This window comes from Selenomonas sp. oral taxon 892 str. F0426, from assembly GCF_000468035.1.
Taxonomy (GTDB): domain Bacteria; phylum Bacillota; class Negativicutes; order Selenomonadales; family Selenomonadaceae; genus Centipeda.
This window is the reverse complement of the sequence record NZ_KI260523.1, coordinates 202,800-216,653: the sequence shown is the minus strand read 5'-3', so window position 1 is coordinate 216,653 and position 13,854 is coordinate 202,800. Positions and strand designations below refer to the sequence as shown.

Sequence of the window (13,854 nt, the reverse complement as noted above, 5' to 3'; positions counted from 1 at the left end):
GAGGAGGCATCTTTTTTGCGTGCAAACATTTGTTGCTGCAGTGCTTATGATAAAATGGCTTGTGGATTTTTTTGGAATTGTTTATAATAAGAAAAAGTCTAGCTATTTTACGTACAAGAAGAGGATTTCTCATGAAGCGGTATACGCTCTTCATTGTGATAACTGCCCTCCTCGTGATCATGATTGCTGCGGGCTCTGCATTTCTTTCATCTGGGGCACGCGGTGTACAGCACCATCCTATGCAGGAGCTCACTGCATATACATCGCTTCCGGCAGAGATTGCCGCGGTACTATCCGAGGAATATGAAAAAGAACATAATATCCGTGTCAATTTTGTGCAACTATCGCCAGAGCAGCTTTTAAAACGTCTGCAGGAGCAAGCTGCTCGTCAGGACGATGGAAATGCATCTCTTGTCCTAACGGATCGAGAAACACTCGATCGTGCAGCAGCAGCGGGGTATCTCGTTCCCTATATTTCAGAAAAGAGCGATCAGGTTCCAGATTCATTTCGTCATCCAAATCGCTATTGGACAGGCATATGGTATGATCCCGTTGTCTTTGCGGTGAATCAGGATTACCTGCGCACTCATCTTGATTTGCCGAACTCATGGCAGATGCTCGCACAGCAGCGAGACATCCGCATTGGAACGACAGATTTTATGGCAGCAGAAGCATCATCTAACCTTCTCTACAGCATGATTGCTGAGTATGGTGAGCTGCACGCCTTTGATATCTGGCGAAGGATCCAACCGAAGATTATACAGTACTCTAAGTATCTGCATACGCCTGTGCGTCAGGTCGGGATGGGAGAGGTCGATCTCTCTGTGACAGTGTTGAGTGAGACACTGAGGTACATACACGATGAATATCCCATTCGTATTCTCTACCCAACAGACGGCACATCTATTATTGTATACGGAACGGGAATTGCCTTTCGTTCGCCGGAGCGCAATGCGAGAGCAGCAGAGACATTTGCAGATTGGATGCTCTCGGATGAGGCACAGCTTGCACTCTCCCAGCATCGGTTCTACTTTTTAACGACGAATCCAATGACTCTTTCCTATCAGATGTTTGCGGGAAAGAATATCAACATATTTAAAAATCGACCGTATTTCAGCAAGGAGGAAAAGGAGATACTCCTGGATCGCTGGATCAAAGAAGTACGGTTCTACGGAAAATAACGAAAGCCGGAGGAGTTTTATAGTGAAAGCAGGATTCATCAGTCTTGGTTGTGCAAAGAATCTCGTGGATACAGAGATCATGCTCGGCATTATGCAGGAGCATGGCATTGAGATCACCAATGAGCCATCGGAGGCCGATATCCTGATTGTCAACACCTGCGCGTTTATTCAGTCAGCGAAGGAAGAATCCATTACCACAGTGCTCGGAATGGCCGACTATAAGGAGACTGGCCGTTGCCGCAGCCTTATTGTGGCAGGGTGTCTTGGACAGCGCTATGGACAGCAGCTTCTCGACGAGATTCCAGAGGCGGATGCAATCATCGGTACGGGAGCTTGGAGCCGTATCATGGAGGTCATTCAAGAGACACTGAAAGGACGGCGTCTCTTGATCGCCGGAAAGGATGAGACCATCTATGATGCGAAGACGCCGCGTCTGCGTACAACCCCTAACTACACCGCATATATCAAAATTGCAGAGGGATGCGATCATCGCTGCGCCTTTTGTGCGATTCCGCTCATTCGAGGAAGTTTCCGCAGCCGCGATATGGATGACATCATTACGGAGGCACATGAACTTGCCGAGAGCGGCGTACGTGAGATTGTTCTGATTGCGCAAGACAGTGCGAACTATGGACTTGATCGATACAAGAAGCCCATGCTTCCAACCCTTCTGCGTGAGCTGGCGAAGGTTGATGGGATTTCCTGGATTCGTGTGCTCTATAGCTACCCAAAATATTTTACAGATGAACTCATCGATGTATTTGCGACCGAGCCAAAGGTTGTGAAATATGTCGATCTCCCTCTTCAGCATGCGCATGATGCCGTTCTGCGCTCGATGAATCGTCCAGATACGCGTGAAGGTGTGGAGAAACTGATAAAAAAACTGCGTGAGCACATTCCGGGAGTGGCGATTCGCTCTACATTTATTGTTGGTTTTCCTGGGGAGACGGATACGCACTATCAGGCTCTCCGTTCCTTTGTAGAGGAACAGCGCTTCGATAAGGTTGGGATATTTACCTACTCCGAGGAGGAGGATACACCTGCTGCGATGATGCCATATAAGGTGCCCGAGGATGTGATGCAGGAGCGCTATCATGACTTGATGAGTCTGCAGAGCAAGATTTCTGAGGAAATCAATATCTCGCTTGAGAATCACGAGGTTGATGTCCTGATTGAGGGACGTGACGCGGAACAGCAGCAAATTTCCGTTGGGCGTTCTTATCGGGAGGCTCCGGAGGTCGATGGACAGATTTACATCGAGGGCGATACACAGAGCCACATCGGTGATATTGTGCGGGTGCGTCTCTTGCAGGGATTTACATATGATATTGTGGGCGAAAGGGTGCATTGATGATAGTCTCATGTGAAGCCCTTTCTGAGAGAGTCGGATGTGAACTGCGCGATGCTGGGATGACAATTGCCTGTGCGGAATCTTGCACTGGGGGCCTTCTTACCAGTACGTTGACGGATATTTCTGGGAGCTCTGCCTACGTTATGGGAAGCGTTGTGTCGTACTCAAATGATGTGAAGTGCCGCATCCTTCATGTTCAAGAGGAGACTCTTTCTGCATATGGAGCCGTTTCTGAGGAGACAGCGTCCGAGATGGCAGAGGGAATACGGAATCTCATGCAGACGGATATCGGCATTGGTATTACAGGTATTGCCGGTCCTTACGGCGGCTCAGCGGACAAACCTGTTGGCCTTGTATATATTGCGGCGGCAGACAAAAATCATACCATTGTCTCAAAAAATGTTTTTTCTGGCACGCGGCTTGAGAATAAATGGGCAGCTGTTCAAAAAGCGCTTACATTGGTACATGATATGATAAGGAGTACTACCAGATGATACATTATCGAAAAATAGCTGCCTCCATTGGTGCAGTAACATTGTTGTCGGGGATGCCCTATGTCACCGCAGCTGAGCAAGAGGCGTCGGTGCAGGAATTTGCTGCTACTGGTACCGCACCATCCATACTTTCATATTCCTATGAGAGTCCAGCGTATGGCTATCACGTGATGTGTCCAAAGAGACCCCTCGGGGTCATTCCAGCAAGTACCTTGTTTGAGAATCGTGAGGGAGAAGTTCTGATCTTCGAGAATGAGGAGTATCATATTAAATACGCATGGGTCGTTCTTGTGAATGCCTTTCCCGAAGAGGCACTTCCGAATCTCAATGCCATCGATCCCGAAGAGGCGGCAAGGCTCCTTTGGAATATTATGGGCAGCAATGGGTACGAAGGAATCATGCTCGTGCCTTTGACCGACAACAATAAGGCCATTTTTGCCATGACGGCAAAAGAGATTGAGATCGATGAAGATGGCGACGGTGTGATTGATGGTACAGCGACGACAGACAATCAGATGGCAGTTCTTTTCTTTCGCGGCGACAATGGTGCGCGTTATGGATTTGAACTCATAGATAATCCGGAGCTGCGTGCTGCATCTGTTTCAGACTTTTTGGCGGGGGCTCGCACATTGCATGCGCTCCCGTGAGCACCTGTTTTCATAGAGAGAAAATGAAGGAGAAAGATCAATGAAAATGTCATCAAAGAAAACAATGCTCACCGCTGCGGTGCTTGTTACACTTTCCTCGAGTACGGTTTATGCGGCTACGCCTGGAACAGTGGATTCACAGGAGCTTTTTCGTGCAGATCGTTTGGTGACGGATTCGGCAAAGAATCCGGCGGTAGAAGAAAAAGCTGTGGGGGATCGTTATGAGGCCTCGATCTCTGGTCAGAGGAAGACATCGTTGGATGCTCCAGCTCCAAAAAATGCAGCATCTGCACAGAGCACCCAACAGCCTGCACGCCTTCGCTGGCAGAGTGTTGATGCACGTCTTGCTGCACGCAACAATGAGCCATCATTCACACTCGCAGCTCAGAAGGCAAAGCCTGTTATCATAACGGCGGAAGATATCAAGCGTGAAGAGAAGTTAGCGGCAAAAGAGGGGCGCCCAGTTCAGGAGCTTGTCGGTGATGTGAATATGAATCGTCCAGCACCTCCTCCAAGACCAAAGAAAGTTGCTCCCGCTGATGCCGTTCAGAATAATTTGCCAGCAGACACATCCCTGAAGACAAATATGGATATGTCTGCTACTGGAGCAGAAAAACAAACTTCTGTCCAGGCGTCTAGGGGAGCGCAAGGGCTCTATACACAGTCTGTATCAGGAAACATTGATTCGACATCTGGAACTGCTGAAGCCGCAAAGAACAGGGCGGTTTATAGCGTAGGCTCAGAGGCACTGGACGGAAATCCCTCGTCTGTATCAGCAGGAAATTATACGGGAAGTGAGGCACAAGTCCCCGGGATGTCGCATTCCCCATCGGCATCACTCTCTACAGAACAGTATCCATCACGGCAACGCTATCCGCAGCTGCCGCATGAGTCATTCTCTCTGATGGCTCCTGCAGAAAATGGTGCTGAACAGAAGCGACCAGATCATTTTGACGCGCTGGGAGGCACATCAGCACAGTTCCCTGCCGTTGCACCTGTCAAGGATGTAAGACCTGCGGTGGAGCATTCCGTAAGACCCGAAGGGGTTCCGGCTCTCACAGCCCGTCAGGTATCGCGGGATATGGGCGAGGGCCTCAATGGAATATCAGATGAAGTTCGTCGTCACATTCTTGCCGGACAGCTTGCTATGGAGGTTCAGCTCCAACGGGATCCAAGCGTTGCAGGAATGCGTGCGATTACAAAGATTCTCCGTGAGAATACGACACTGACACGCTTGCAGAAGATTGATTTCCTGATCGGCTTCGGGCGTGCACTCCACCAGAGTGGCCTTCCGCGCCAGCAGGAAGCGCTTCTCATTAAGACGATTGCAGAGGCGTTCTGATCGTTCGTTTCTGCTGTGTATCGGAAATGGGGCCTGATGATGAAGCGGTTTAATATTGCGGTGATTGCGGGTGATGGAATTGGTCCGGAAGTCATTGCAGAGGGCAAAAAAGTCTTTGATGGAATTGCTAAGATGGACGGCAATTTCTCGGTCACTTTCGAGGATTTTCCATGGGGGTGCGAATATTATCTAAAAACCGGCGAGATGATGCCGGCAGACGGGCTGGATATCCTGAAAGCGTTTGATGCCGTTTATCTCGGAGCAGTCGGCTATCCGGGGGTTCCGGATCATATTTCCTTAGGCGGGCTTCTGCTTCAGATTCGCCGTGGATTCGATGAATATATCAACCTGCGTCCCGTTCGTCTCCTGAAAGGTGCTCCCTGTCCGCTTGCCGATGTGTCCATAGATGATATCAACATGATTGTAGTACGCGAGAACAGTGAAGGTGAGTACGCAAATGTCGGTGCACATCTTTACCCTGGAACGGAGCGTGAGATGGCTCTGCAGACGGGTGTATTCTCGCGGCATGGATGTGAGCGCGTCATCCGCTATGCCTATGAACTCGCACGCAGGGAAAACCGATCTCTGACCTCAATCTCGAAGGGGAATGCCCTGCGTTACTCAATGGTATTCTGGGATGAGATCTTTGCCGAGATTGGCAGGGAATATCCTGATGTGGAGACACACAGTCTCCTCGTCGATGCGGCAAGTATGTTCTTTGTCAAGGATCCAAAGCGCTTTGAGATCGTTGTAACAAGCAACCTGTTCGGCGATATTCTGACCGATCTCGGTGCTGCAATCGCAGGAGGCATGGGTCTTGCGGCGGGAGCAAACCTCAATCCGGAACGAAAATATCCGTCAATGTTCGAGCCGATTCACGGGAGCGCACCGGATATTGCGGGACAGGGGATTGCCAATCCATTGGCATCGATATGGTCGATCAGTCAGATGCTTGATTTCCTCGGAGAGAAGGTATGGGCGGAGCGTGTGCTCTCAGCAATTGAGACATTGCTTGTGGAGCGACGGACATTGACGCCGGATCTTGGCGGCAGTGCCAAGACCTCGGAGATCGGTGCAGCCATACTCGAGATTTTGGAACGCTGACCGAAAAAGAGTTAGGGAATCACTGATAAATCTGGCAGACTTCATTTGATCAATGGTTCCATGGAAAAGCGCGAGGTTCTCTATAACCTCGCGCTCTATTTACATAATGGATGGAGCATGCATGATATGAAAGAGAAGAACATACGCAAAGCGGTCATTCCTGCGGCAGGGTATGGGACACGCTTTCTTCCCGCGACGAAAGCGACACCAAAGGAAATGCTGCCGATTGTGGATAAGCCGACCATTCAATATATTGTGGAAGAGGCACTTGCAAGCGGCATCGAGGATATTCTCATCATCAGCGGGCACGGCAAGCGTGCCATTGAGGATCACTTTGACTCCGCACCTGCACTCGAGCATGAACTCGAAGGGAAGGGAAAGACAGATCTTCTTGCTCTCGTGCGCGAAACCACGGACGTGAATGTCCACTATATACGGCAGAAGTATATGCGCGGACTGGGGGATGCCATCCTCTGTGCACGCAGTTTTGTCGGAGATGAACCGTTTGCCGTTCTGCTCGGCGACGATGTTGTCTATCATCCGGAAAGACCTGCCTTGCGTCAGCTGATCGATGTCTACGAAGAGCGCGGCGGTTCCGTGCTCGGTTGTCAGGTGGTATCGGATGAGCAGGTATCGTCCTATGGCATTGTTGCGGGCGAGATACTGGATAATCCGAGACTTATGCACGTTTCGGATATGGTAGAGAAGCCTGCTCTGGAGGAGGCTCCCAGCCGTATGGCGGTGCTCGGCCGTTATATCATCAGCCCTGAGGTTTTTACACTCCTTGATGAGACACAGCCGGGCAAGGGCGGTGAGGTCCAGCTCACAGATGCGCTGAAGGTCTTGGCACAGCGTGAGGCAGTCTATGCCTATGATTTTGAGGGGATTCGCTACGATCTGGGAGATAAGCTCGGATTCTTAGAGGCAACGGTTGAGTTTGCCCTGCGCCGGGAGGATCTTGGCACGGACTTCAAGAAGTACCTGAAAAGACTCGTAGAAACACTGTGAGGCGATCGGATTGCGGAAGGAAAATCAGGCAAATCTTGCACTTGCTGTCAGTGTGCTTGGTGTTATTGGGACAGCAGGGCAGGGAACGTCTCTCTTTGCTGCAACACTTCATCACGGATTTCTGGCTGCGACGATTGGTGGGCTTGCAGACTGGTTTGCTGTGAAAGCGATCTTTGGACGTCCGCTCGGTATTTCCCATCGGACGGATATTTTGCGCCGCAATCGCGGACGTATCATGGAGTCTCTCGTCCGGTTTTCCTCCGATGATTTGCTCAGCAAGAAGAATATTATGGACGTTGTCGAGCGGGAGAAGATCGGTGAGCTGCTCGTAGAGTATCTGCAGCATCGTGGCGGACGTGAGCGTCTCATCGAGGCTGCTGTGGATATCCTCCGTCATGTTGCCTCCGATGTGGACAGCCGCCATATTTCAAAGGAACTTGCTCCCTATGTAATCCAAGCGTTTCATGCGCTTCCTTTGGAAGAGAGCTTTGCAGAACTCTTGGATGTACTGACAGAAGAACCCCATGCGGATCGTATCTTTAATATCTTGATCCGTATGGGGCTTCAGCTGATTCAGACACAGGTGTTTCAGGATATGCTCCGTGAAAACATTGCCTCCATACGGACGGAGTATGAAGGCGATGGTATGGTACGTGCCTTTGTCCTATCCTTTTTCGATGATGAAATGATTGCCGCATGGCTGACTGCTCGGTTGGAGGAGATTCTAAGGTCTGCAATGGTGACGGACGACCGACGGCATCGGGAGGGCGTTCAGGCACTTGTATCCTTCGTTGTCTCGCTCCGAAGTGACCCGAGCCTGTATGAGGCTCTGCATCGGTACAAGGTTCACGTCATCGAGCATATCGATGTCGAAAGCATTCTGTTCGACTTCATTGAACATCGTATGAAGGGAAATCATCCATTTTGGGTGCCGTATGTCAAAGAGCTTCTGAATGAAAAGATAGATCTGTTCGTTCATTCGGAAAGCTGGCAGAATCGTGCAGATCGCTGGATGAAGGATTTGGCAGCGGAGGAAGTGGAGAAGCATCACGGGATGATCGCATCGTTTATCCGAGAGTATCTGAATCAAAAATCGGACGATGAACTCATTTCCTTCGTTGAGGGTAAGGTGCACACTGATTTGCAGATGATTCGCGTAAATGGTGCCATTGTTGGAGCCTTTGTCGGCATGGCGCTGTCTCTCGTTGTGACTTTTGCAGAAAGGATGTGGGGGCTATGATCCGAACGTGGAATAAGGCGGACACAGCTCTGTTGACTTCCTTTCTCCTGTTTCTTGCTGCGCTTTATCTGCATCTGACAGATCCCTCGGCTGTTTGGACGGAGGGGCTGCTCATGGTCAGTGAGGCGGCTTTGGTTGGTGGGGTTGCGGACTGGTTCGCAGTCACGGCACTTTTTCGAAAGCCCCTTGGCTTTCCCTACCACACAGCAATACTCCCACGTCGGCGGGATAGTTTCATACATGCAATCGTTGTCATGGTGCAAAAAGAATTTTTTTCTCGCCGGAAGCTTTTTCGACACATCGAGAAGATCCATTTAATTCCCATGCTGCAGGATTTTTTGCACAAACCGGAAACAGAGGCACAGCTGACGGGAACGGTTCTTCATTTCTTTCGTGCCTCACTCCTGCGCAAGAATAATAAAAAGGCAGTTTCCTATCTGTCTGCGCGGCTCAAGAATTTACTCCTGCGGGAGGATCCGTCGGAACTCATGAGCCGTTTTGACATGCTGGCAAAGGCAAACGCTTGGGATCAGAAGGCGCTTTCACGCATCGCGCTTCTCCTCGCACGCGAGGTATCCACGGAGGAGACGCGGCTGTCGATTCGGGAGTCACTGGCAGAACTCGAACGAGAGAAAATAGGTGACGGTTTTTTATCGCGCCTGCTTGCTATGACGAATACAGTCAATCTGGATGAGGGTGCGGAGCTGATTCAGCGGCATACCTGTCATGTGTTGAACGAGTTGGGGAGAGAGCACGCTCCTCTGCAGGAAAATGCCATTGCACTCCTGCATGACTGCCTGACAGATCTTCGTCAGGACGGGGAGCTGCTGCAAGTCCTTCGTGAACTGCAGGAACGACTTGCCAAGGAACTCCCCATCGATGAGACGCTCGTACGGCTTTTTCAGGGGCTGCGGAAACATTTTCAGATGGATTTGAAACGGGAAGTCGACCCAATTGCGGAGCATATGCCCGCCTTCTACACACATTTGCAGACGATTCTCCATCTTGAATATCAGCATATGCTCTTTCTTGTCGAAGAGCGTCCAGAGCTTCAAAAAATAATCACCAAGGTACTTTATGATCTCTTGGCGCGTTCCGCACTCCATGCACAGACCCTTGTTGGTGTCATCGTTGGAAACGTACTGTCGCGTTTGACGGATGAGGAACTCAATCACCTCATCTATGATAAGGTCGAACAGGATCTCTTGTGGATTCGTGTCAACGGCTCACTCGTTGGCGGCTGTATCGGTCTACTTCTCTTTATCTGCATGAACCTCTTCTCATAAAGAAATCAGATAAAGTACATTAGATTTTCGACGCCTTGCTCACGATTCAATGCAGCCAAGAGCTCCTCCAGCGTAATGGCGCTCAGGGTTTCAAAGATGGATTTATCGAGTACATCAAAAACCTCGTGGGCAAGAATATAATTGAGTGATTCCATCTTCTCCGAGGAGAGACCTGTCTTTTCAATGAGCGAGATCTCAATTGAGGAGAGAATATCGTAGGCCGTGATTTGACGCGGATGACGTGAGAGCTGATACCCCCCCTGTGATCCCTTGATCGAGGTGACAAGCTTGCTTCGCTTGAGCAGAGAGAATACCTGCTCAAGGTATATTTTAGAAATGCCAAGATGCTCTGATATGCTGATGATTGTGATCGGAGAGGAGGCATCGTAATTACGTGCCAAAAAGACCATTGCGGCAATACCATAGCGACCTTTTGCAGAAATCTTCATGAACTCATCCTCTTTCATAAAACATAGTTTTTCTATCAATATAATATGTTAAAAACAAAAAAAAGTCAAACAAAAAATCCCTTCTCACATGAGAAAGGGATTTTGTATTGTGCAAAATGCAGATTAACGCTTTGAGAACTGGGATGCCTTACGTGCCTTCTTGAGACCGTACTTGCGGCGTTCCTTCTCGCGCGGATCGCGTGTGACAAAACCAGCCTTCTTAAGGGCAGGGCGCAGCTCTGCATCCATTTCAATGAGTGCGCGTGTAATGCCGTGGCGAATCGCACCGGCCTGACCAGATGCACCACCGCCGGACACATTGGCAATAACGTCGTATTTATCAACGGTCTCGGTCAGGTTGAGCGGCTGACGAACAATGAGTTCAAGCGTCTTGAGACCAAAGTATTCTGCCATTTCGCGGCCGTTAATTGTAACTTTGCCGTCGCCGGGAACGAGGCGAACGCGCGCAACCGAGGTCTTGCGGCGACCCGTGCCGTAGTAAGTGACTTGTGCCATCGAACAGATTCCTCCTTTTACGAAACTCAGCGAATGTCAAACGCCAGCGGTTCAGGTTTCTGTGCTGCGTGGGGATGCTCTGGTCCAACGTAAACGTTGAGTTTACGGAAGATCTGGGCACCAAGGCTGTTTTTTGGCAGCATACCCTTGACAGCGTGTTCGATGACGCGGGTAGGGAAGCGCTCAAGCATCTGACCGGCAGTCGTGAACGTCGTACCGCCCTGATATCCGGAGTGACGGAAGTAAGTCTTGTCCGTCAGCTTCTTTCCCGTAAATTTCACTTTCTCTGCATTGATAACAATGACATAATCGCCGGTGTCGACGTGCGGTGTGTAGATGGGTTTGTTCTTGCCGCGCAGAACCTTCGCAATCTCTGCTGCGAGACGTCCGACCGTCTGATTCTCTGCGTCTACAACGTACCACTTGCGTTCAATATCGGCAGCTTTTGCCATAACCGTGGTTTTCACGTAATTCCCCCCTAGAGAGCAAGAAATTTCTATAATGAGTTGATGCGATATCCGCTCACGCCTCCGGGGCTAATGGATACATGAAAAAATATCACACGTCGCTATTCTATGAAATTTTGATCGGAATGTCAAGGCATTTTATCCATGGCACGCTTCACTTTTTCTGCGACGCCGTGCATTTTTGCACGCGGAACGGAGCATGCGGCGATACGTACCCCCATCTTGAGGGGGACGGCAAAGATTAGATCTTCGTGGAGCAGGTCGCAGACCGCCTGTGGATCTGCTGCAGGAACGGCGAGGAAGAAACCTCCCTTGTAGGGGAGGGCGGGGAGCCCACATGCTGCAGCTTCCTGCATAAAGATGTCGCCGCGTTCCTGCACAAGGTGATAGAGGGCATCGCGCTCCACCTCATAGGAGGCATACGCCTCCTTGTCCTCCTGAATACGCGTGAGGAGAGTCATCGCACCGCGATTGATATTCGACCATGTTGCGCGTGCCGCATACTTGCTGATCTCATCAAACTCATCAATCACAGACTTATTCGATGAGAGGGCAATAAGCGCACCGCATCGCTGACCGTAGAACGTATACGCCTTGGACATGGAGAATGCGAAGAGTGTCAGAATGTTGTCCGGCAGATCGGCAAATTTCTGCATAAACGCACGTGTTTCGAACTTTTCACCGGCAAAGTCAATATATGCGATATCAACCAGCAGATGTACTTTTTTTCCTGCTGCAGCGTGCTTTTTCACACAGTCCAGCACATGATCCCAGTCCTCTGAGGAAAGACTGTAACCGGTTGGGTTGTGCGCCGGCGTATTGAGGATGATGAGCAGACTGTCCTGCTTTTTGAAGAGGTCATCAACTGCACAAGCAAATGCCGTGTGATTGAAATTGTTTGTTTCATCAAAGAGTTGGAAGTTTGTCACAGAGGAGCCGAGTTCCTGACATATGACATTGTACGTTCCCCAGAACCAATCTGAGGTGAGCACCTGATCGCCCTTTTCTACATAGTTATCGACGGCGGTGCGCAGTGCGCCCGTTCCACCCGCCGTTGCAATCGCGCCGAGATAGCCTGCAGGGCGATTGCCTGCAAACGTGATGTCGATCGCTGCCTCCAGATATTCCGGCAGACCGGAAATTGGTGCATAGGCGATATAATCCTCGATGGAAAGACTGCGAAATACGCGCTCAACCGTGGGGAGATGAGCTAGTTTTCCTGCATCATCCATCACTGCGCCAATGGTCGCATTCACGACACGCTCTTCGCCATGTACTGCGACTGCTGCACGGCATGCAGCAGCAGCGCCAAAAATCGCATCCTTGAGTCTCCTTGATGCCGCATGTGATGCCGCCATCTGAATAGCCATTTGTATACGCTCTCCTTTGCATTTTGAAAGCACGGACTTTTTTTAGTCCGTGCTTTTTTCCATATACGTTATGATGATAGCTTGTTATACTACCTATGTCCACATCATAGATAGGTGTATACAAGTATTCTTATGCTGCTCCTGGGAAGAACTCGTCGTGAATACGGTTGACCGCATCCTTCACACTGCCCCCCTTGATGAGACATGAGATGCTGATTTCGGAGGTGCTGATGATTTCAATGTTGATATCAGCATTCGAAAGCGCACCGAACATGCGTGCCGCGATACCAGGATTGCCTAGCATACTCGCGCCAACGATGGAAACCTTTGCTACATCGTTGTCAATGGCGACCGCAGAGGCCTTAATTTCACCTGCAATTCCCTCAACTACCTGGCGAGCCTCTTCGGCATCAATCGTGGCAACCGTGAATACGACATCCGTCACGTTTGACTCTGCACTGCGAACGCTCTGCACAATCATGTCAACCACAATGTTTGCGTCTGCAAGGGCAGAGAAGATCGTGTGAACGATTCCGGGGACATTGGAAACCCCAAGGACAGTGATCTTGGAGACATGTTCGTCATGCGTAACGCCGCGAATGATAAAGGACTTTTCTTCCACTGTGTATTCCTCCCTAATGATGGTACCTGGCTCCGAAGTAAAGGTTGAACGAACGTGAATGGGGATTCCATAGAGCTGCCCCATCTCCACGGAGCGCGGCTGCATGACGCCAGCACCGAGACGCGCCATCTCCAGCATCTCATTGTAGGTAATTTCTTTCATACGGCGAGCACCCTTTGCAACGCGCGGATCCGCCGAGTAGATTCCATCAACATCGGTGTAAATCTCGCAGGTATCTGCTCCGATGGCACCGGCAATTGCTACGGCAGAGGTGTCCGAGCCGCCACGTCCGAGGGTGACGGGATTGCCAGCGTCATCCGTTCCCTGAAAGCCTGCAATGACGACGATGTTGCCCTTGTTTAGTTCTTCATGAATACGCTCTGGATGGAGTCCGAGGATACGCCCCTTTGTATGGGCACTGTCCGTTCGCATACCTGCCATTGCTCCTGTGAGAGAGATTGCGGGCTGTCCCATGGAATGAAACGCCATTGCAAGAAGCGCAATGGAGACCTGCTCGCCTGTCGTCATGAGCATATCCATTTCGCGTGCATAGTGATAGGGCTTTTCTACAACTTCTCCGGCGAGGGCGATGAGATTATCCGTTGTGTCACCCATTGCCGATACGACCATGACAATGCGGTCATCGGGGGCTTTATCACTCAAAATTCGCTTTGCTACATTTTTAATTTTTTCAGGCGTTGCCACGGAGCTGCCGCCAAATTTTTTTACAATTAGTGCCATATAATGTCCCCCTATGGTTTGATGTGATTCCCATAA

14 protein-coding genes are annotated in these 13,854 nt (G+C 50.2%); 9 read left to right on the top strand and 5 right to left on the bottom strand.

Annotation, left to right across the window (positions count from 1 at the left end; all coding sequences use genetic code 11):
* Positions 1 to 131: 131 nt before the first annotated feature.
* From HMPREF1992_RS01955 to HMPREF1992_RS01915, 9 genes are all read left to right on the top strand, one after another.
* On the top strand, positions 132 to 1,181 hold the full coding sequence (locus HMPREF1992_RS01955) for an ABC transporter substrate-binding protein (protein WP_021684134.1): 1,050 nt from the start codon (positions 132 to 134) through the stop codon (positions 1,179 to 1,181).
* A gap of 22 nt (positions 1,182 to 1,203) precedes the next feature.
* Complete coding sequence (gene rimO / locus HMPREF1992_RS01950; RefSeq protein ID WP_021684133.1) at positions 1,204 to 2,532, top strand: 30S ribosomal protein S12 methylthiotransferase RimO; 1,329 nt, start codon at positions 1,204 to 1,206, stop codon at positions 2,530 to 2,532.
* On the top strand, positions 2,532 to 3,026 hold the full coding sequence (locus tag HMPREF1992_RS01945; protein ID WP_021684132.1) for a CinA family protein: 495 nt from the start codon (positions 2,532 to 2,534) through the stop codon (positions 3,024 to 3,026). The genes rimO and HMPREF1992_RS01945 overlap by 1 nt, the downstream gene beginning before the upstream one ends.
* Positions 3,023 to 3,673: a hypothetical protein gene (locus tag HMPREF1992_RS01940; RefSeq protein ID WP_021684131.1), complete on the top strand. Its 651-nt coding sequence runs from the start codon at positions 3,023 to 3,025 to the stop codon at positions 3,671 to 3,673. The genes HMPREF1992_RS01945 and HMPREF1992_RS01940 overlap by 4 nt, the downstream gene beginning before the upstream one ends.
* Before the next feature lie 40 nt (positions 3,674 to 3,713).
* Positions 3,714 to 5,015 carry a hypothetical protein gene (locus HMPREF1992_RS01935; RefSeq protein ID WP_021684130.1) on the top strand — a complete coding sequence of 434 codons (1,302 nt, stop codon included), beginning with the start codon at positions 3,714 to 3,716 and terminating at the stop codon, positions 5,013 to 5,015.
* A 39-nt stretch (positions 5,016 to 5,054) separates the two neighbouring features.
* A complete protein-coding gene (locus HMPREF1992_RS01930; RefSeq protein ID WP_037358035.1) occupies positions 5,055 to 6,119 on the top strand; it encodes a tartrate dehydrogenase in 1,065 nt (354 codons plus the stop codon).
* A 126-nt stretch (positions 6,120 to 6,245) separates the two neighbouring features.
* Positions 6,246 to 7,127 (top strand): UTP--glucose-1-phosphate uridylyltransferase GalU, encoded by an 882-nt coding sequence (gene galU / locus HMPREF1992_RS01925; protein WP_037358155.1) that lies wholly within the window; start codon positions 6,246 to 6,248, stop codon positions 7,125 to 7,127.
* Positions 7,128 to 7,137: 10 nt separating this feature from the next.
* Complete coding sequence (locus HMPREF1992_RS01920) at positions 7,138 to 8,367, top strand: DUF445 domain-containing protein (RefSeq protein ID WP_021684127.1); 1,230 nt, start codon at positions 7,138 to 7,140, stop codon at positions 8,365 to 8,367.
* Positions 8,364 to 9,653, top strand: coding sequence for a DUF445 domain-containing protein (locus tag HMPREF1992_RS01915; protein WP_021684126.1), 1,290 nt, complete (start codon positions 8,364 to 8,366; stop codon positions 9,651 to 9,653). The genes HMPREF1992_RS01920 and HMPREF1992_RS01915 overlap by 4 nt, the downstream gene beginning before the upstream one ends.
* Positions 9,654 to 9,658: 5 nt before the next feature.
* Here the strand turns inward: HMPREF1992_RS01915 and HMPREF1992_RS01910 are convergent, their stop codons facing one another.
* The 5 genes from HMPREF1992_RS01910 to HMPREF1992_RS01890 all read right to left on the bottom strand — a co-directional run bounded on the left by HMPREF1992_RS01910 (position 9,659) and on the right by HMPREF1992_RS01890 (position 13,818).
* Positions 9,659 to 10,102, bottom strand: coding sequence for an Rrf2 family transcriptional regulator (locus HMPREF1992_RS01910; RefSeq protein WP_037358031.1), 444 nt, complete (start codon positions 10,100 to 10,102; stop codon positions 9,659 to 9,661).
* A gap of 123 nt (positions 10,103 to 10,225) precedes the next feature.
* On the bottom strand, positions 10,226 to 10,618 hold the full coding sequence (gene rpsI / locus HMPREF1992_RS01905) for a 30S ribosomal protein S9 (protein ID WP_006691995.1): 393 nt from the start codon (positions 10,616 to 10,618) through the stop codon (positions 10,226 to 10,228).
* Between the two features lie 26 nt (positions 10,619 to 10,644).
* Entirely contained in the window at positions 10,645 to 11,070 is a 426-nt protein-coding gene (gene rplM, locus HMPREF1992_RS01900) for a 50S ribosomal protein L13 (protein WP_021684124.1), read from the bottom strand.
* Positions 11,071 to 11,213: 143 nt separating this feature from the next.
* On the bottom strand, positions 11,214 to 12,455 hold the full coding sequence (locus HMPREF1992_RS01895; protein ID WP_021684123.1) for an aminotransferase class I/II-fold pyridoxal phosphate-dependent enzyme: 1,242 nt from the start codon (positions 12,453 to 12,455) through the stop codon (positions 11,214 to 11,216).
* Positions 12,456 to 12,585: 130 nt separating this feature from the next.
* Positions 12,586 to 13,818 (bottom strand): aspartate kinase, encoded by a 1,233-nt coding sequence (locus tag HMPREF1992_RS01890; RefSeq protein ID WP_021684122.1) that lies wholly within the window; start codon positions 13,816 to 13,818, stop codon positions 12,586 to 12,588.
* Positions 13,819 to 13,854 lie beyond the last annotated feature (36 nt).

What these genes read in the sequence shown, in the direction of transcription:
- HMPREF1992_RS01895 (WP_021684123.1), bottom strand. Translation starts at nt 12,455, where the DNA reads ATGGCTATTCAGATGGCGGCATCACATGCGGCATCAAGGAGACTCAAG.
- galU (WP_037358155.1), top strand. Translation starts at nt 6,246, where the DNA reads ATGAAAGAGAAGAACATACGCAAAGCGGTCATTCCTGCGGCAGGGTAT.
- HMPREF1992_RS01930 (WP_037358035.1), top strand. Translation starts at nt 5,055, where the DNA reads ATGAAGCGGTTTAATATTGCGGTGATTGCGGGTGATGGAATTGGTCCG.
- HMPREF1992_RS01945 (WP_021684132.1), top strand. Translation starts at nt 2,532, where the DNA reads ATGATAGTCTCATGTGAAGCCCTTTCTGAGAGAGTCGGATGTGAACTG.
- rplM (WP_021684124.1), bottom strand. Translation starts at nt 11,070, where the DNA reads ATGGCAAAAGCTGCCGATATTGAACGCAAGTGGTACGTTGTAGACGCA.
- HMPREF1992_RS01955 (WP_021684134.1), top strand. Translation starts at nt 132, where the DNA reads ATGAAGCGGTATACGCTCTTCATTGTGATAACTGCCCTCCTCGTGATC.
- HMPREF1992_RS01935 (WP_021684130.1), top strand. Translation starts at nt 3,714, where the DNA reads ATGAAAATGTCATCAAAGAAAACAATGCTCACCGCTGCGGTGCTTGTT.
- HMPREF1992_RS01915 (WP_021684126.1), top strand. Translation starts at nt 8,364, where the DNA reads ATGATCCGAACGTGGAATAAGGCGGACACAGCTCTGTTGACTTCCTTT.
- rpsI (WP_006691995.1), bottom strand. Translation starts at nt 10,618, where the DNA reads ATGGCACAAGTCACTTACTACGGCACGGGTCGCCGCAAGACCTCGGTT.
- HMPREF1992_RS01910 (WP_037358031.1), bottom strand. Translation starts at nt 10,102, where the DNA reads ATGAAGATTTCTGCAAAAGGTCGCTATGGTATTGCCGCAATGGTCTTT.
- HMPREF1992_RS01940 (WP_021684131.1), top strand. Translation starts at nt 3,023, where the DNA reads ATGATACATTATCGAAAAATAGCTGCCTCCATTGGTGCAGTAACATTG.
- HMPREF1992_RS01890 (WP_021684122.1), bottom strand. Translation starts at nt 13,818, where the DNA reads ATGGCACTAATTGTAAAAAAATTTGGCGGCAGCTCCGTGGCAACGCCT.